This window comes from Cellulomonas sp. KU4C (genome assembly GCF_056868065.1).
The window spans coordinates 513,169-530,295 of record NZ_CP200322.1 but is presented as its reverse complement, the minus strand read 5'-3'; the positions used below and the strand labels follow the sequence as shown (position 1 = coordinate 530,295).

Sequence of the window (17,127 nt, the reverse complement as noted above, 5' to 3'; positions counted from 1 at the left end):
ATATGTCCGGAGGTATCTCCGGACAGCGGTGTCGCTGCTCAGCGCGGGTGCCCGGTGTTGCGGCAGCGCGTCGGGCGCGTGTCGGTGACGTGAACCTGGTCACAACGAGTCATGACGCGGGTCAGAGTCACAGTGCGCTATGACGAGCCGTCCGGCGGAGGCTCGGGTAGGGGCGGGGTCGCCCGCGCCGCCGCGCGCCCGCGCATCGCGTCACCGGGCGCGAGGGCTCGCCACGCAGAGTTGAGCGGAATAGGCTCAACTTGGGCCGGGTTGCACCGGACGGAACCTGAGAGCACCTGACCACCCCCGCGGGCACCCGCGGGACCGCACGCACGAGGCACGCACGGAGGGGACGTTGGACGCGAAGCTCACCACCAAGTCGCAGGAGGCCATCGGCGACGCCATCCAGCAGGCGTCGGCCGCCGGGAACCCGCAGCTGGAGCCGGCCCACCTGCTGAACGCGCTGCTCGCCCAGGAGGGCGGGGTCGCGAACGGCCTGCTCGACGCCGTCGGCGCGGACCGGACGGCGCTCGGGCGGGCGGTCCGCGCCGTCCTGGTCGGCCTGCCCACCGCGAGCGGGTCGTCGGTCGCGCAGCCCACGGCGTCCCGCGCGACCGCCGCGGTCATCGAGGCGGCGTCGTCCGAGGCGCGGACCCTCGGCGACGACTACGTCTCGACCGAGCACCTGCTGCTGGGGCTGGCCGCCGGGCAGACCGGCGTCGCCGACGCGCTGCGCGCCCAGGGCGCCTCCCGGGACGCGCTCGCCGCCGCGCTGCCGTCCGTCCGCGGTTCGTCGCGCGTGACCAGCCCGAACCCCGAGGGCACCTACAAGTCGCTCGAGAAGTACGGCGTCGACCTCACCCAGCGCGCGCGGGACGGCCGGCTCGACCCGGTGATCGGCCGCGACGCCGAGATCCGCCGCGTCATCCAGGTGCTGTCCCGCCGCACCAAGAACAACCCGGTGCTGATCGGCGAGCCCGGCGTCGGCAAGACGGCCGTCGTCGAGGGGCTCGCCCAGCGCATCGTCGCCGGCGACGTGCCGGAGTCCCTGCGCGGCAAGCGCCTCATCTCGCTCGACCTCGCGGCGATGGTCGCGGGCGCGAAGTACCGCGGCGAGTTCGAGGAGCGGCTCAAGGCCGTCCTGGAGGAGATCACCTCGTCCGAGGGCGAGGTCGTCACCTTCATCGACGAGCTGCACACCGTCGTCGGCGCGGGCGCCGGGGGCGAGGGTGCGATGGACGCCGGCAACATGCTCAAGCCGATGCTCGCCCGCGGGGAGCTGCGCCTCGTCGGCGCCACCACCCTGGACGAGTACCGGGAGCGGATCGAGAAGGACCCCGCCCTCGAGCGCCGGTTCCAGCAGGTGTTCGTCGGCGAGCCCTCCGTCGAGGACACCGTCGCGATCCTGCGCGGCCTCAAGGAGCGGTACGAGGCGCACCACAAGGTCACCATCGCCGACGCCGCGCTCGTCGCCGCCGCCGCGCTGTCCGACCGGTACATCCCGGGACGCCAGCTCCCGGACAAGGCGATCGACCTGGTCGACGAGGCCGCGTCCCGGCTGCGGATGGAGCTCGACTCCTCCCCGGTCGAGATCGACCAGCTGCAGCGCGCCGTCACCCGCCTGGAGATGGAGGAGGTCGTGCTGTCGGAGGCGGACGACCCGGCCTCCCGCGACCGGCTGGAGAAGCTGCGCGCCGACCTCGCCGACCGCCGCGAGGAGCTCGCCGGGCTCACCGCCCGCTGGGAGAAGGAGAAGGCCGGGCACAACCTCGTCGGCGACCTCAAGGCCCGGCTGGACGAGCTGCGGTCCACCGCGGACCGGCTGCTGCGCGAGGGCGACCTGTCCGGTGCCGCGCGCATCCAGTACGGGGAGATCCCGGCCGTCGAGCAGGAGATCGCCGCCGCCGAGGAGCGCGAGCGCGCCGAGGCCGGCGCCGCCCCGCGCGACGAGGCCCCGATGATCGCCGACAAGGTCGGGCCCGACGAGATCGCCGAGGTCGTCGCCGCCTGGACCGGCATCCCCGCGGGCCGGCTGCTCGAGGGCGAGACCGCGAAGCTCCTGCGGATGGAGGAGGTGCTCGGGCAGCGGCTGATCGGCCAGCACACGGCCGTCACCACCGTCTCCGACGCCGTCCGGCGCTCCCGGGCGGGCGTCGCCGACCCCGACCGCCCCACCGGGTCGTTCCTGTTCCTCGGCCCGACCGGCGTCGGCAAGACCGAGCTCGCGAAGGCGCTCGCGGACTTCCTGTTCGACGACGAGCGCGCGATGGTGCGGATCGACATGTCCGAGTACGCCGAGCGGCACTCGGTGGCGCGCCTGATCGGGGCGCCCCCGGGCTACGTCGGCTACGAGGAGGGCGGCCAGCTCACCGAGGCCGTCCGCCGGCGCCCGTACTCCGTGCTGCTGCTGGACGAGGTCGAGAAGGCCCACCCCGAGGTGTTCGACATCCTGCTGCAGGTGCTGGACGACGGGCGGCTCACCGACGGCCAGGGGCGCACGGTCGACTTCCGGAACGTCATCCTGGTGCTCACGTCGAACCTCGGCTCGCAGTTCCTCGTCGACCCGACGCTCGACGACGCCGCCCGGCGCGACGGCGTGATGGGCGCCGTCCGGGAGGCGTTCAAGCCGGAGTTCCTCAACCGGCTCGACGACGTCGTGCTGTTCGACCCGCTGTCGCTCGACGAGCTCAGCCGGATCGTCGACCTGCAGGTGGCGTCCCTGGCCGGGCGGCTGCGGGACCGGCGGATCGTGCTCGACGTCGACCCCGCCGCACGCGAGTGGCTGGCGATCGAGGGGTTCGACCCGGCGTACGGCGCCCGCCCGCTGCGCCGGCTCGTGCAGCGCGAGATCGGCGACCGCCTCGCGCGGCTGATCCTGGCCGGCGAGGTGCACGACGGCGACACCGTCCGGGTCACGCGCGCCCCCGACGGCGGCACCGGGCTGGTGCTCGAGCGCGCCTGACCTGCGCCGGGCCACCCCCGACGCCCGCCCGTGCGACCCGGTCGCCGGGCGGGCGTCGTGCTGCGGGCGTCGTGCCGCGGTGCGACCATCGGGCGTGATGACCGCCACCACCGTGCTCGCCGCCGCGCAGGACCCCGCCGAGCTCACCGGCCTCGCCGGCTGGGTGGTGAGCGTCGTCGAGGCGCTCGGGCCCGCGGGCGTCGGCCTGCTGGTCGCGCTGGAGAACGTGTTCCCGCCGATCCCGTCCGAGGTCGTGCTGCCCGTCGCGGGATACGTCGCGAGCCAGGGGAAGATGCCGCTCGCCTGGGCGGTGGTCGCGGCGACGGTCGGCGCGGTCGCCGGCGCGTGGCTGCTCTACGGGCTCGGCGTCTGGCTCGGTCGGGAGCGGCTGCGCCGCTGGCTCGAGCGGATCCCGCTGATGGAGGTCGAGGACCTGGACCGCGCGGAGTCGTGGTTCGAGCGGCACGGCGGCGCCGCGGTGCTGATCGGTCGCTGCGTACCGGTCGTGCGGTCGCTGGTGTCGGTCCCGGCGGGCCTGGAGCGGATGCCGCAGGCCCGGTTCCTCGCGTACACGGCGCTCGGCAGCGCGGTCTGGAACACGGGCCTGATCGTCGCGGGCTACGTCCTGGGCGCGCAGTGGGAGGACGTCGGCCGCTACTCCGACTGGATCAACTACGCGGTGTACGCGGCGATCGCGGTCGTGGTGGTCCGGTTCGTCTGGACCCGCCTCCGCCGCCGCCGCGCCGCCTGACCCGCGCCAGGTCGCACCCCGGGGCCGGGGTGTCAGCCGAAGAGCTTCGCCATCGCCGTCGAGTAGAGGTCCGCGCCCTTCATCCGGCTCGTCTCCTCGGCGCCCAGGACGTGCCGGGTGCCGTCGTCGGCCATCAGCTGGCTCGCGCCGCCGGTGCGGCCCAGCGGCAGCACGATGCGCTCGGGCGCGGGGGCGTACGTCGCCGCGGGTGCGCGGCCCTCGATGCGGGCGCGGATGTTCGCCGCGACCACCTCGGCGTGCGCCCGGGCGGCGGACGCGCGCTTGGACTCCCGGACGTCGGTGATGTCCCCGACCGCCCACACCGACGGGTGGCCGACGAGCGCGAGGTGCGCGTCGACGCGCACCTCGCCGAGGCCGTTGCGGGTCGACGCGAGGTCCCCCGCGAGGTAGTCGCTCGCGGGGACGTTGCCGTAGCAGCGGAACCACATCTGCGCCTCGACGCGCACGCCCGCCTCGGTCTCGACGACGAACGGCTCGTACGTGCCGACGTCCGACGGCGGGAGGTAGCCGAGGCGGGACCCGAGCACGAAGTCCACCCGGCCGTCGAGCTGCGCGTGCACGGCGGCGCGGAGCTCGGGCAGGTAGTCGCCCGTGGTCAGCGCGTCCGGGGCCTGGTCGACCGCCGTGACCCGCAGGTGCGGGTAGGCGTCCAGGAGCTCGCCGGCCAGCTCGAGCCCGACCGCCCCGGCGCCGACGACCAGCACCCGCTCCGTGCGGGCGAGGCCCTCGCGCATCCGGGCGAGCCGGGCGCGCGCGACGGCGGTCTCCGACTCGATGAACTTGGACGGGAACGGGTAGGACGTGCCGGTGGCGAGCACCAGGTGGTCGGCCTCGAGCGTCGTGCCGCCGGCCAGCTGCACGCGGTCCGACGTGGCGCGCTCGACGCGCTGCTGCACGACGCGCCCGCGCTCGAGCAGGTTCCCGTAGCCGAAGAACACCCGGTCCTCCCACGCGGGGTCCACCGCGGCGCGCAGGGCGGCCGAGGCGTGCACGAACGCGTCCTTCGGCTCGACCAGCACCACCTCGGCGACGTCGTCGAGCAGCGCGGCGACCAGCGTCCCGCCGTACCCGCCGCCGACCACCACGACCCGGTTGCCTGCCATCGGAGAACCCCTCTCGCCCGTGCGTCCGCGCTGGTCGCGCCGACGCGTCCAGCCTGCCACCCGGGCGCGCGGCCGACCCGGGACGCAGGCCCCAGACGTGCCGACGGCCCGCCTCGCCGCAGGGGCGGGGCGGGCCGTCGGCCGGTGCGCGGGGGGTCAGGCCGCGGCGACCTCGTCGACCATCGCCGCGAGGCCGTCCTCGTCGAACCCGCCCATCCCGAAGCCCGCGACGACGCGCATCGGCATGTCGCCGAGCATCGCGAGCATCGTGGCGTCCAGCTGCCCGGTGGCCTCGCCGAACGAGGGTCCGAGCACGCGGGCGCCGACGGGGTGCGCCAGCCACTCGGCGACGGTGGAGTCGCCCGTCAGGTCGCCCCACAGGGGCTCGCCGGTGACCGCGACCTCGACGGTGCCGCGGATGTCGCGGGACGACGACCCGACCTCGACGACGGTGCGACCGCCGCCGACGACCCAGCGGTGCAGGCCCGGGTGCCAGTAGGACAGGTCGCGGGCGGACAGCGTGAACGCCAGCGTCCGCGAGGCCCCGGGCGCCAGCGCGACCTTGGCGAAGGCCTTGAGCTCGCGCGTCGGGCGCTGGACGGCGGCCTCGGGGTCGCCCACGTAGACCTGCACGGTCTCGGCACCCGCGACGGCGCCGGTGTTGGTCACGGTGACGGACACGTCGACGGCGGCGTCCGCGCCCTTGCCCCGCACCGACGCGGTGACGTCGGAGTAGCCGAACGTCGTGTACGACAGGCCGTGGCCGAACGGGTAGGCGACGTCGACCAGGCGGGTGTCGTACCAGCGGTAGCCGATCAGCACGCCCTCGCCGTACCGGACGTGCCCCAGCTCGCCGGGGAAGCTTCCCGAACGCCGGGGTGTCCTCCACACGGTGCGGGATCGTCTCGGCGAGCTTGCCCGACGGGGTGCGGACGCCGAGCAGCAGGTCGGCGACGGCCGAGCCGCCCGCCTGGCCACCGAGCCACGTCTCCAGCACCGCGGCCGCGTCGTCCTGCCACTCGACGGTCACCGCGGAGCCGTTCGCGAGCACCACGACGACCCGGGGGTTCACCGCGGCGACGGCGCGCAGCACGGCGACCTGGTTGGCCGGCAGGCCGAGGTGCGTGCGGTCGTAGCCCTCGGACTCGTCGGGGGCGGGCAGCCCGAGGAACAGCAGCACCGTCCCGGCGTCCCGCGCGGTCGCGACGGCCTCGGCCAGCAGCGCGGCGTCGTCGGCGTCCTGCGACCCCTCGACCCCGGCGACGGAGAACCCGGCGGCGAACGGCAGCTCCGTGCCCGTGGCGGCGCGCAGCGCGGTGAGCGCGTCGTCCAGGCGGGTCGGGTTCACCTGCGAGGACCCGGCGCCCTGGTACCGCGGCGTGCGGGCGAACTCGCCGATCACCACGGCCGAGGCGGCGTCGGACGCGCTCAGCGGCAGCACGGGCGCGCCGTCGACAGGGGCGTTCTTCAGCAGCACCGAGCCGTCGGCGGCGGCCTCGCGGGCCAGCTCGTGGTGGGCCTCGACGTCGACCTCGCCGGGCTCGGCCAGGGCGGGCAGCGCGCGCGCCACCATCCGCAGCACGCGGCGCACCGCGACGTCGAGCACGGCCTCGTCCAGCTCGCCGTTCTTCACCGCGTCGACGACGAGCGCGTCGGTCCGGCCGCCGGTGGCGGGCATCTCCAGGTCCAGGCCCGCGGCGACGGCGGCGACGCGGTCCGCGACGGCGCCCCAGTCGGACACGACCAGGCCCTCGAAGCCCCACTCGTCGCGCAGCAGCCCGGTCAGCAGCCACGGGTCCTGCGAGGCGTAGACGCCGTTGACCTTGTTGTAGGCGCACATGACCGTCCACGGCTGCGCCCGCGTCACCACGCGCTCGAACGCGGGGAGGTAGATCTCGCGCAGCGTGCGCTCGTCCACGTCCGCGGAGACCCGCATGCGGTCGGTCTCCTGGTTGTTCGCGGCGAAGTGCTTGAGCGACGTGCCGACGCCCTGCGACTGGATGCCGGACACCAGGGCCGCGCCCAGGTCGCCGGCCAGCGCCGGGTCCTCGGAGAAGTACTCGAAGTTGCGCCCGCACAGCGGCGACCGCTTCATGTTCACGCCCGGGCCGAGCAGCACCGCGACCTCGTTGCCGCGGGTCTCGCGGCCCAGCGCGCGACCGACCCGGTCGAGCAGGTCGACGTCCCAGGTGGACGCGAGCGCGGCGGCGGGCGGGAAGCAGGTCGCGGGCACGGAGTCGCCGATGCCCAGGTGGTCGGCGCTGGTGGCCTGCTTGCGCAGGCCGTGGGGGCCGTCGGTCACCATCACGGCGGGCACCCCGAGGCGCTCCACCGCCTGGGTGTGCCAGAAGTCGGAGCCGGACGTCAGCGCGGCCTTCTCCTCCAGGGTGAGCTCGGCCAGGACACGCTCGACGTCGAATGCGACGGACATGCGGGGCACCTCCTCGTGCGATCGGACTTTCCCCCACTGTAGCCCTGTTGCCTACCGGGTGGTCGGGTTTGCGTCGAGACTGCAAGCCCGCTGTGAGACGCTGTGCCCCGGCACCACGGCGGTGCCACCGGTCCGGCCAGGGGGAGTGCCATGAGCGTCGAGGTCCAGCGGGGCTACGCCAAGGGGCGCGCGAAGCGGCGCGAGATCATCGACCAGGCGATGGCCCTGTTCGGCGAGGTCGGCTACCGCGGTGCGTCGCTGCGGGAGATCGCCGCCCGCTGCGGCATCTCGCACCCCGGGCTGCTGCACCACTTCCCGACCAAGGAGTCGCTGCTGCTGGCCGTCCTCGAGCACCGCGACGAGGTCGACATCGCCTGGGTCGGGCTCGACCAGACCGACGGCGTCGTGACGCTGCGCCGGCTCGTCGAGCTCGTGGAGCTCAACGCCGGGCGCCGGAACATCGTCGAGCTGTACGCGGTGCTGTCCGCCGAGGCCACCTCCGCGGAGCACCCCGCCCACGCGTTCTTCGTCGAGCGCTACCAGACCTCGGTGGGCGCCGCCGTCGCCGCGTACCGGCAGGCGGGCGACGCGGGCCAGCTCCGGCCGGAGGTCGACCCCGAGGTCGCGGGCCGGCAGCTGATCGCGCTGATGGACGGCATGCAGGTGCAGTGGCTGCTCGACGGGGGTCGCACCGACATGATCGGGGCGGTGCGGGCACTGGTGTCGTCGCACCTGACCATCGAGCTCTGACCCGCCGCCGGCTACCGCCCGCCGGCGTCCAGCAGCGACCCGGTCCCGGGTTCCGGCAGCACCGCCAGGCACAGCCCGTCGCGGTCCCCGCTCGCCCAGGACCGCTCGGTCGGCGCCCACGCCACCGCGCGCAGCCCGCGCTCCTGCTCCGCGGGGGTGAGGTCGCACGCGGCGGCCACCGTGGCGGTCGCGCGGTCCTGGCCCGGCCACGGGAGGTCGTCGGCGAACGCGTACGCCGTGACCACCTGCGCCGCGTGCACGTCGGCGCAGGGCACCACGCGCACCCGGTCCACCGGCCCGTCGGCGGGCAGCTCCGCGACGCAGCTGCCCGTGACGAGCTGGACCGCCCGCGCGTCCACCGGCTCGGCCACGTCGCCCGGCAGGGGCCGGGTCGCCAGCGCGGTGCCGACGCCGACCGCCGCGAGCGCGGCCCACGCGAGCACCCCCAGTCCGCCGAGCACGATGCCCGCGACCGCGAGCCCGCGACCCCGTCGCCGGCCCGGCCGCGTGCGGGGCAGCGCGACGAGCCCCAGCACCAGGGCGACGGGCCCCAGGCCCAGCAGGCCGGTCACGAGCGCGGCGACCGCCACCCCGTCCGTCCGCGCGGGCGCCGACCCCCACCCGGGCGCGTAGTACGCCTCGGGGTACCCGGTGGGCGTCGTCACGGGCTCAGGCCGCGTCGGCGATGTCGAGGATCACCGGGACGTGGTCGGACGCGCCCTTGCCCTTGCGCTCGTTCCGGTCGATCTCGACGCCGGTGACCCGGGGTGCCAGCGCCGGCGACGCCCAGGTGAAGTCGATCCGCATGCCCTCGTTCCGGGGGAACCGCAGCTGCTGGTAGTCCCAGTAGGTGTACGTGTGCTCGGCGGGCAGGTGCGTGCGCGAGACCTCGGTGTAGCCGGCGGCGGCGAACGCGGCGAACGCGTCCCGCTCGGCAGGGGTGACGTGGGTGCGGCCCGCGAACAGCCCGATGTCCCACACGTCCGTGTCCAGCGGGGCGACGTTCCAGTCGCCGACCAGCGCCACCGGCAGGGCGGGGTCGCCGGCGTCGTCGTCGATCCAGCGCGCCGCCTCGGTGCGCAGCGCCTCGAGCCAGCGGAGCTTGTAGTCGAAGTGCGGGTCGCCGATCTCCCGGCCGTTCGGGGTGTACAGGCTCCACACGCGCACCCCGCCGCAGCTCGCCCCGAGGGCCCGCGCCTCGGTCACCGGGTCCTCGCCCCAGCCGGGCTGGCCGGCGAACGCGTGCTCGACGTCCGTGATGCCCACGCGCGACGCGATCGCCACGCCGTTCCACTGGCTGAACCCGCTGGTGACCACCTCGTAGCCGGCGGCCTCGAACGCCTCGCGCGGGAACTGCTCGTCCTTGCACTTGGTCTCCTGCATCGCGAGCACGTCGGTGCCCGACCGCTCCAGGAACGCGACGACACGGTCGACGCGGGTGCGGACGGAGTTCACGTTCCAGGTGGCGAGGCGCATGCCCGGCAACCTACCGGCACCCACCCACGAGGTGCGCTCCCGCGAACCACGCGGCCCGAGCCCCTCGCTCACCGCCCCGACCACCTCCACACCTGGACGCGGTGCCGAGCCCGACCCCGGCCCGGCGGTCGGGACGCGACCCGGCGTACCCGGAGGGCCGGGCAGCAGCCGTCGGTGGCGGTCCGCGCCCGGGCCGCACAACGTGGTCGAGCTCCGACCAGAGGTCGAGCTCGACCCGGCTGGTGTACCCGAGCTTGCGCAGCGCGCGGCTCATGTGGTTCTCCACGGTGCGGACGCTCAGCACGAGGCGCTCCGCGATCTGCCGGTTGCTCAGCCCCGCGCGCGCGAGCAGCGCGACCTCCCGCTCGCGCGCGGACAGCACCTCCACCGGCAGCGAGAGGCGCCCTGCGCCCGGTTCCGACGCGGGGCGGACGGGGCGCGGGGGTGGGGGTGGGGGCCCCGTCCCCGGGTCCGCCGAGCGCCTACTCCGGTCCAGCGCGGACTTCGCCGAGCGGGCCAACCCGGCCGCGATCCACGCCCGCCCCGTCGGGAGCGCCCCCTGGGCGGCGGCGAGGTCGCCGGAGCTGAGGGCGTCGTGCAGGCGGAGGAACGGCTCGAGCAGGGGGAGGTGCACGCGGTCCCAGGCCGCGCTGACCTCGGCACGTCGCGCGCCGTCGATCGGCACCGCCGACAGCAGCCAGCACAGGAGGCCCGGCTGGAGCTGCCCGGCGAGGACGTACCGCTCGCCCCGCGCCCACATCCGGTCCGCGGCCTCGGCGTCGTCGCCCTGCGCGACCTCGAGCGCCGCGTGGGCGAGCGCGCGCATCGACCGGATCAGCGGCCGGGACCCTCGCGGGATGCCGTCGAGCTCGGCGACGAGGATCTGCGCGACCGGGAGCGCGCCGGACCGCACCTGCAGCGTCGCGCTGAGCACGAGCGTGCGCCGGTAGTACGAGTCCTCGAGCGGCCCCGGCGGCCCGAGCCGCAGGGACGTGCTGATCGCACGCCACGCGGCGTGCGGCCGTCCCGCGAACATGAGGACCTGGGCGAGCACGCAGGCGTGCACCCGGATGCCGCCGGTGTCGAGCTCGTCGAGGGCCTGGGCGAGGTGCTCCCGCGACCACCGCTCCGCGCCCCGGAGGTCGTCGAGCATCAGCAGCGCCTCGCCCCGCAGCCCCGCGAGGTGGTGGTGCACCTCGGGCGTCAGCGGGCCGTCCCCCGCCTCCTCGCACAGCCGCAGGGTGAGGTCCGGTCGACCCGCCTCCAGCGCTCCGGCGGCCCGCGCCACGCGCGACCACCCGCGCAGCGGGAGCAGCAGGTCCGCCACCGGGTGGTCCACGGCCGTGGTGTCCTCGGCCCCCTCCCGCAGCGCCGTCACCAGCGAGTCCCGTGTCTCGTGGACCGACAGGAAGGGCTCCAGGGCGGGTGCGTCGGGGCCGATGCGCCGGCGGACGGCCTCGACCGTCTCGCCCTGGTACGCCGCCCACCGCGCCTCGTACAGGCGGTGCTGCACCTGCGCCTCGGGGTCGTCGTCCGGTGCGTGCCGGGTGTCGCGCAGGACCGCCTCCACGAGGTCGGTGGCCGGTCGTCGCATGAGGAGCGCGAGGTAGGAGTTCGCGTGCGCCACGGTCGGGGAACGGAGCCACGCGACGCGCGCCACCTGCTCGGCGGTCGCGGAGCGCTCCTGCAGGAGCGACGTCAGGTGTGCGGCGACGCGCCAGTAGCCCGTGTCGTCGCAGCCGTGCTCCGTCAGCAGGAGCATCCCCAGGCCGGGCGACCGGCCCGGCCCCGTCCGGGCGCCGTCCGACCGCGGTGCCACCGCCGACGGCTGCCGGCCGTGCCGCTGCCGCAGCGCGGCGGCGAGCGCCGGGGGAGACACGACGAGCTCCGCGCCTCCCGGCCCCGGACCGCGCGCGACGAGGCGCCCCCCGGCGAGCAGGCGCTGCACGACCGCGGCGTCGAGCCCGTCGGCGTGCGGATCCACCGGGTGCTCCGGCCCGCGGAGCGCGACCGCCTCCAGGGCGTCGACCTGGGCCTCGTCGAGGCGGGCGAGCAGCGCGTGCGCGACCGCGTCCAGCGGGACCTGGTCGAGCGGCCGCACCTTCGTCCACCGGCCGTCGACGCACCGGATGGCACGGGCGAACCGCGCGGAGCGGACGAGGGAGAGCGCGACGCGCGGGTTGCCCGCCGAGCGAGCCGTCACCGCGGACACGAGCGCGACGTCGGGTGCGCCACCGAGCGCACCCGTGAGCAGCGCGGACATCGACCCGAAGCCGAGCGGCAGCACCCGGACCTCCGCGGGAGCGCACTGCGCGACGAGGTCCGCGGTCGGGCCGGACAGCCGCGTCACGTCCCGCCCGCTCGTCATCACGACCGCGCAGCCGACCCGGCGGACCGCCTGGAGCACCACGGCGGCGGTGCCGGCGTCCAGCAGGTCCACGTCGTCCAGGAGCAGCAGCCCGTCCGTGCCGCCGACGTCGGCGACGAGGCGGTCGACGAGGGCAGCCGCGGTGGTCGCGCCCGACCCCACCGCGTGCGTGAGGAGCGGTGCGTAGGGCGCGTCGCCGGCGGCTCGCACCAGGAGGGTCGCGCGGGACCGGTGCGACGCGGCGTCGCGCACCGCCTCCAGGACCGACGTGCGTCCCGAGCCGTCGTCGCCGCGGACGACGACGGCCTGCCCGGTGGCGAGCCACCGGTGCACCTCGTCGACCGACCGCCTCATCCCCTCGATCGTCCTGCTCCCTCCCCCTCGACGTGTCGCACGAGAGGATCGCCCCGCTCCCGGAGCCCGCCCGGGGAGCTGCGGGGATCCGCGTAGCCGGGCGGGCGAACTCGGTAGCCGTGGAGAGCGAGCTCCGTAGGTCCGCGGTCGCCGCGCGGGCGCCGACGCGTCAGCCCGCGGGGTGCCCGCCGGCAGGACCGACCTCCACGCCCGAGCCCGGCGACGGCGCGGCGCCCGGCTGGGTGGTCTCGGCGGCGGCCGTCGCCGCGGGTGCCGGGTCGACCGGTTCGTCGGGGCCGGCCGACCCGGCAGCGCCGACGGGCTCGGGGACCGGAGCCGGCCCGGGTGCGGGGCGCGCAGACCGGTCCGCCTCCGCGTCGGGCGCCTCGGCCGCTACGGGACCGGCCGCCTCCGTGGACACGGCGATCGCGAGCCGGGCGGTGTCGGTGAACGCCGCCGAGGTCGCCGGCGGAGCCGCAGCCGCCAGCGCGACGCCGAGCGCGCCCGCGAGCGCGAGCGCCGCACGGGCGAGGGGCCGTCCGGGGGAGTGGCGGGGATGCATCTCGGTCCTTCCTGCGTCGCGTGGTCGGGGCGTGCGGCCCGGGGGCGTGGGGGAGCCCCCGGCCCTGCCCGGGAGCGGCCGGACCGGGGACGGCCGGGCTCGTCAGACCGACGAGCCGTCGATCCGCACCTGCAGGTGCGCGCCCTTGCCGTTGAGCGCGTTGTCCTCGTAGGTCGCCCCCGAGTCGCTCTGGGAGAGGAGCTTGGCGGTGACGTGGACGGCCGCGTCCTCGCCGGGCGCGAGGTTCTTCAGCTGGACGGACTGCGCCTCCTCGAGGGTGAGGTTGCTGTGCAGCACCATGTCGCTGGACGTCGCCGTGGCGCCCATGCCGATCGAGAACCGGAGGCTGGCGAGGTAGTCCGGGTCCGTGATCCGGCCCGCGTCCGGGTCGTCGGGCAGGACGTCGACCGACACCGCGACCGTCGACGCGAACGTCGGGGAGTCGTTACGGACGTCGAACTCCGTGTCCTCCTTGCCGCCCGGCGCGAGCACGCCGCCGCCGAACAGGGCGAGCGGCACGCCCGCGGCGTCGTCGGCCTCCTGCCACGCGCCCGGGATGATCTGACCGGTGGCGTCGGTGGCGCTCACCTGGAGGTTGTAGCGCGAGTCGGCGCCGCCGAGCCCGTTCGCGCCGATGTTCAGCCGGGCGACGTCGGTGAACGCCGCCGTGGTGACGAGCGCGGCGACTCCGGCGAGCGAGCCCCAGGCGAGCAGGGCCTTGCGGCGGCGCCCGCGGTCCTCGGCGGTGGCGGGCGTGGTCGTCGGAGAGGTGGTGGCGGTGCAGGGCGTCGAGTGCATGTCGGGTCCTTCCGGTCGGGCTCGGGGGAGCCGGGGGTGGGTCGCGGCGTACGGGGTGCTGTCGGCCGCGTGCCTGCACTCTCCCCTCGCGGCCGCCCGGGTTCGTCGCGCGGGACCGCCGGTGAGTACCCTGCGCCGGCCGTTGAGTAGGGGGTGCGGTGAGGTCGGGGGGGGCGGGGGTGAGTAGTCCGCGGTGCGTAGGGTCGCGCGGGTGCACAGCTCGGAGCCCGCCGCGGTCGACGAGGTCGTCGGCTACCTGCTCGACGGCCTCTCGGTCCACCTCGTCGGACGTCGGGGGTCGGGCCGGTCGTGGGCGAGCCGCCGCGTCGGGGACCTGCTCGGGGACGTGGGCGTCGTCGCGGTGCGCCTGGCGGGGGTCCGGTCGCTGCGGGACCGCCCGCTCGCGGCGGCCTCGGTCTCCGGCCTCGGTCTGGTCCCCGCAGGGGCCGCTCCCGCACCTGCCGCCGCGGCGGACGCGCTGGTGCGGCAGCTCGGCGCGCGCCGGTCGGTCCTCGTGGTGGACGACGCGGACGACCTCGACGCCGTCACCGCGGGCGTCGTCGTCGCGGCCCGCAGCCGCGTGCCGGTGCCCGTGCTCGCCGTCACCCGGCCCGCGGGCCGACGGCACCGCCCCACGGGCCTGCAGGCGACGTCGCTGGTGCCCGGGGTGCGGGTCGGGGTCGAGCCCCTGCGCTTCGCCGAGGTCCACACGCTCGTGCACGACATGCTGGGCGGGCCGGTCGACCCGGTGGTCGTCGCGCGCCTGGCCACCCGGTCGTGCGGGCTGCCCGGGCTCGTGCGGGCGGTCGTCGACGAGGGCCGCCGCAGCGGCGGTCTCCGGTGGCGCGACGAGATCTGGACCGCCGACGAGGACCTGTGGAGCCTGCGCCTCGCCCCCGCGCTCGAGCCCCTGCTGGACGGTCTGCGCGACGACGAGCTGGACGCGATGACGGTACTCGCCGTGGCCGGGCCACTCCCGCTCGCCCGGACGACCGACCTCGTGCCGAGGGAGGTGCTGTCCGGGCTGGAGGAGCTGCGGCTCGTGCGCGTCCTCCCGGGAGGCGAGGGCACCGTCCTGACCGTGTGCCCGCCCCTGCTCGGCGAGCACCTGCGCCGCACCGCGACGGGCACCGAGCGTGCGCACGTCGAGGGGCTGCTGGCGCGTCGGGGTCTGCCGCCGGTCGGCGCGGGTCGCGCACCCGCGCTGCGCACGGGGCACGGGGCGGTCCTCGGAGCGCCACGGGCCGTCGAGCACTGGCGGGCGGCCGTCGTCGCGCTGCGGCGCTCGTGGCGGCTGGACCCCGGCCCGTCGACGGCCGCACCGCTGCTGGCCGCCCTGCACCACGCCTCCGCCGAGCCCGACGAGGTCGAGGAGGTCCTGGCCGGGACCCCGCGGGACGGGGCCGACGCCCACGCGTGCGCGCTGCTCGCCGCGTGGGAGGCGGTGTTCCGCGCTCTGCGCTTCGGCCAGCCCGACCGTGCCCGGGCGGACCTCGTCGCCGCCCGCGTCGGCGCCGGTGCCGCGGAGCCGTTCCTGCGGGCGGTGCAGGCGCACCTCGACCTCGTCCGGGGCGCCGACCCCGACCCGACGCTGCTCGACGAGCCGGGCCCGGGCGCCGACCCGCTGGGCGCGGAGGCGCTCGCTGCGGTCCGGGTCGAGCGGGACCTCGCCGTCGGGCGGGTCGGCGCCGCGCGGTCGCGGCTGGCCACGTTCCGGTCCGGGTTGGCTCCGTTGCAGCACCACGGCGAGGTGTGCCGGGGTCTGGCGCTCGTGCTGTCGGGCGACGTCGCACAGGGCGTGGCGTGGGCGCGCGGGCGGCTGGAGGCGCTGCAGGACGGGGTCGAGGCCGGGGCGATGCAGTCGCACTGGTACGTGGCGGCCCTCGGCCTGATGCTGCTGGGGCGGTTCGACGAGCTCGACGAGGTGGTCAGCTCCGCCCTGGCGGCCACGCACGTGCTGGCCATCCAGCGCCACTACCAGGCCGGGCTGCTGTCCGTGGCGGCGCTCGCCGCCGGCTGGCAGGGGCGGCACGCCTACGCGCGGACGCTGGCGGTGCAGGCCGGGACGCTCCGCCTCGACCGGGGCCCGTTCCCGGCGATGGTCCCGGGGCCGCTGCTCGCCATCGCGCGCGGGGGGCTCGACCTGGACGACGCCGGCGTGCACGCCCGGGCCGCGTCCGGGGCGTTCGCGGGCGGGTACGTCGCCGCCGGGGTGCTGTCGGCGGTCACCTCGGTCGAGCTCCGGCCCGACCGCGCGCTCGCCTCGGCAGCCGCGGAGGCGGCCCGGGACTCGGACTCGCCGCTGCTGGCCGCGTGGGTCGGGTACGCCGTCGCGGCCGCCCGCCGCGACGAGCGTGCGCTCACGGCGGCCTCCGACGCGCTGGACCGCGCCGGGACCCCGCTCTACGCGGTGCGCGCGCTCGTCACCCGGGCCCTCGCGCTGCGCGAGGGGGGCGACCCGGTGGCGGCGTGCGCGCAGGCCGAGGCGGCCTGGGAGGCGGCGGCGGAGCGGGGCGTCGACCGCCGCGGCCTGTTCGCGCCGCTGGGGCGCGCCGTGGGCCTGACGGCGCGCGAGCGCGAGATCGCCGCGCTGGTGAGCGCGCAGCTGGCCAACGCCGACATCGCGCAGGCGCTCGGCCTCAGCACCCGCACGGTGGAGACGCACCTGATGAACGCGCACCGGAAGGTGGGCGTGGACCGTCGCGAGGACCTGACCCGCGCGGCGCGGACGTGGCTCGGGCTGGACGGCTGAGACGCCGCCGGGCGGGCCCGGATCAGATCCGGCGGGCCTCGTTCAGCCGGCGCACCGCCGCGCGCGGCAGGCCGCGCAGCACGCCGGACGCCACCCGGTAGCGCAGGCTCGGGGTCGACAGCACCACGCCGCGCCGCACGTCCGCCAGTGCGGCGGCGACCACCCGGTCCGCACTCAGCCACACGACGTCCGGGAAGTCCGCCGCACCGACGAGCCCGGCGCGCTCGTGGAACTCCGTGCGCGTCAGGCCCGGCGAGACCACCGTCGCCGTGACGCCGCTCCCCGCGAGCTCGACGGCGAGCCCCTCGGTGAAGCTTCGCACCCAGGCCTTGTGCGCCGAGTAGGTGCCGGACGCCATCAGCGCGGCGACGGACGCGACGTTGAGGATCGCCCCGCGGCCCCGCTCGACCATCGCGGTCGCGGCCGCGTGCGACAGCACCAGGACCGAGCGGACCATGAGGTCGAGCGCCCCGGTCTCCCGCTCCAGGTCACCGCCGACGAACCGCTGGCCGAGCCCGAGCCCCGCGTTGTTCACCAGCAGACCGACGGGACGCTCGGTGGCGCGCAGCCGGTCCGCGACCCGGGCGAGGTCGTCCGGGTCGGTGAGGTCCGCCGCCAGCACCTCGGCGTGCACGCCTGCGGCGGCGCGCAGCTGGCCGGCCAGCCGCTCGAGGCGCTGCGCGTCGCGGGCGACCAGGACGACGTCGTGGCGGGCGGTGGCGAGCTGCCAGGCGAACTCCAGGCCGAGACCGGCGCTCGCCCCGGTGATCAGTGCGGTTCCCATGCCGCTCACCCTACG

The 17,127-nt window shown here is 76.4% G+C and carries 12 protein-coding genes and 1 pseudogene; 4 read left to right on the top strand and 9 right to left on the bottom strand.

All coding sequences use genetic code 11. The features are described from left to right. The first annotated feature begins 355 nt into the window (after positions 1–355). Together clpB and AC1VL8_RS02480 are read left to right on the top strand one after the other, a co-directional pair. Positions 356–2,962 carry an ATP-dependent chaperone ClpB gene (clpB, locus tag AC1VL8_RS02485; protein WP_483073999.1) on the top strand — a complete coding sequence of 869 codons (2,607 nt, stop codon included), beginning with the start codon at positions 356–358 and terminating at the stop codon, positions 2,960–2,962. A gap of 97 nt (positions 2,963–3,059) precedes the next feature. After that, positions 3,060–3,713, top strand: coding sequence for a DedA family protein (locus tag AC1VL8_RS02480; RefSeq protein ID WP_483073998.1), 654 nt, complete (start codon positions 3,060–3,062; stop codon positions 3,711–3,713). A 32-nt stretch (positions 3,714–3,745) separates the two neighbouring features. Here the strand turns inward: AC1VL8_RS02480 and AC1VL8_RS02475 are convergent, their stop codons facing one another. The 3 genes and pseudogenes from AC1VL8_RS02475 to AC1VL8_RS02465 all read right to left on the bottom strand — a co-directional run. Continuing rightward, positions 3,746–4,837, bottom strand: a complete 1,092-nt coding sequence (locus tag AC1VL8_RS02475; RefSeq protein ID WP_483073997.1) for an FAD-dependent oxidoreductase — start codon at positions 4,835–4,837, stop codon at positions 3,746–3,748. Positions 4,838–4,993: 156 nt separating this feature from the next. Then, on the bottom strand, positions 4,994–5,728 hold the full coding sequence (locus AC1VL8_RS02470; RefSeq protein WP_483073996.1) for a fibronectin type III-like domain-contianing protein: 735 nt from the start codon (positions 5,726–5,728) through the stop codon (positions 4,994–4,996). Positions 5,729–5,768: 40 nt separating this feature from the next. Further along, positions 5,769–7,142, bottom strand: a pseudogene (locus AC1VL8_RS02465) (aryl-beta-d-glycosidase); the annotation flags it as partial. A gap of 276 nt (positions 7,143–7,418) precedes the next feature. On the opposite strand from AC1VL8_RS02465, the gene AC1VL8_RS02460 reads away from it, so the two are divergent. Beyond that, complete coding sequence (locus tag AC1VL8_RS02460) at positions 7,419–8,018, top strand: TetR/AcrR family transcriptional regulator (protein WP_483073995.1); 600 nt, start codon at positions 7,419–7,421, stop codon at positions 8,016–8,018. Between the two features lie 11 nt (positions 8,019–8,029). On the opposite strand, the gene AC1VL8_RS02455 is transcribed toward AC1VL8_RS02460, so the two are convergent. From AC1VL8_RS02455 to AC1VL8_RS02435, 5 genes are all read right to left on the bottom strand, one after another. After that, entirely contained in the window at positions 8,030–8,683 is a 654-nt protein-coding gene (locus AC1VL8_RS02455) for a DUF4190 domain-containing protein (RefSeq protein ID WP_483073994.1), read from the bottom strand. 4 nt (positions 8,684–8,687) lie between these two features. Next, the gene (locus tag AC1VL8_RS02450; protein ID WP_483073993.1) at positions 8,688–9,494 is read right to left on the bottom strand and encodes an exodeoxyribonuclease III; all 807 of its coding nucleotides are present in this window, start codon (positions 9,492–9,494) and stop codon (positions 8,688–8,690) included. 10 nt (positions 9,495–9,504) lie between these two features. Further along, entirely contained in the window at positions 9,505–12,216 is a 2,712-nt protein-coding gene (locus AC1VL8_RS02445; protein ID WP_483073992.1) for a helix-turn-helix transcriptional regulator, read from the bottom strand. A 169-nt stretch (positions 12,217–12,385) separates the two neighbouring features. Continuing rightward, positions 12,386–12,778 carry a hypothetical protein gene (locus tag AC1VL8_RS02440; protein WP_483073991.1) on the bottom strand — a complete coding sequence of 131 codons (393 nt, stop codon included), beginning with the start codon at positions 12,776–12,778 and terminating at the stop codon, positions 12,386–12,388. Between the two features lie 102 nt (positions 12,779–12,880). Continuing rightward, complete coding sequence (locus AC1VL8_RS02435) at positions 12,881–13,576, bottom strand: hypothetical protein (RefSeq protein WP_483073990.1); 696 nt, start codon at positions 13,574–13,576, stop codon at positions 12,881–12,883. Positions 13,577–13,787: 211 nt separating this feature from the next. Here AC1VL8_RS02435 and AC1VL8_RS02430 point away from each other — a divergent pair, with 211 nt between their 5' ends. After that, entirely contained in the window at positions 13,788–16,328 is a 2,541-nt protein-coding gene (locus AC1VL8_RS02430; protein WP_483073989.1) for a LuxR C-terminal-related transcriptional regulator, read from the top strand. Between the two features lie 22 nt (positions 16,329–16,350). On the opposite strand, the gene AC1VL8_RS02425 is transcribed toward AC1VL8_RS02430, so the two are convergent. Beyond that, the gene (locus tag AC1VL8_RS02425) at positions 16,351–17,112 is read right to left on the bottom strand and encodes an SDR family NAD(P)-dependent oxidoreductase (RefSeq protein ID WP_483073988.1); all 762 of its coding nucleotides are present in this window, start codon (positions 17,110–17,112) and stop codon (positions 16,351–16,353) included. Positions 17,113–17,127: the final 15 nt, after the last annotated feature.

What these genes read in the sequence shown, in the direction of transcription:
- AC1VL8_RS02480 (WP_483073998.1), top strand. Translation starts at nt 3,060, where the DNA reads ATGACCGCCACCACCGTGCTCGCCGCCGCGCAGGACCCCGCCGAGCTC.
- AC1VL8_RS02475 (WP_483073997.1), bottom strand. Translation starts at nt 4,837, where the DNA reads ATGGCAGGCAACCGGGTCGTGGTGGTCGGCGGCGGGTACGGCGGGACG.
- AC1VL8_RS02460 (WP_483073995.1), top strand. Translation starts at nt 7,419, where the DNA reads ATGAGCGTCGAGGTCCAGCGGGGCTACGCCAAGGGGCGCGCGAAGCGG.
- AC1VL8_RS02450 (WP_483073993.1), bottom strand. Translation starts at nt 9,494, where the DNA reads ATGCGCCTCGCCACCTGGAACGTGAACTCCGTCCGCACCCGCGTCGAC.
- AC1VL8_RS02445 (WP_483073992.1), bottom strand. Translation starts at nt 12,216, where the DNA reads ATGAGGCGGTCGGTCGACGAGGTGCACCGGTGGCTCGCCACCGGGCAG.
- AC1VL8_RS02440 (WP_483073991.1), bottom strand. Translation starts at nt 12,778, where the DNA reads ATGCATCCCCGCCACTCCCCCGGACGGCCCCTCGCCCGTGCGGCGCTC.
- AC1VL8_RS02435 (WP_483073990.1), bottom strand. Translation starts at nt 13,576, where the DNA reads ATGCACTCGACGCCCTGCACCGCCACCACCTCTCCGACGACCACGCCC.
- AC1VL8_RS02425 (WP_483073988.1), bottom strand. Translation starts at nt 17,112, where the DNA reads ATGGGAACCGCACTGATCACCGGGGCGAGCGCCGGTCTCGGCCTGGAG.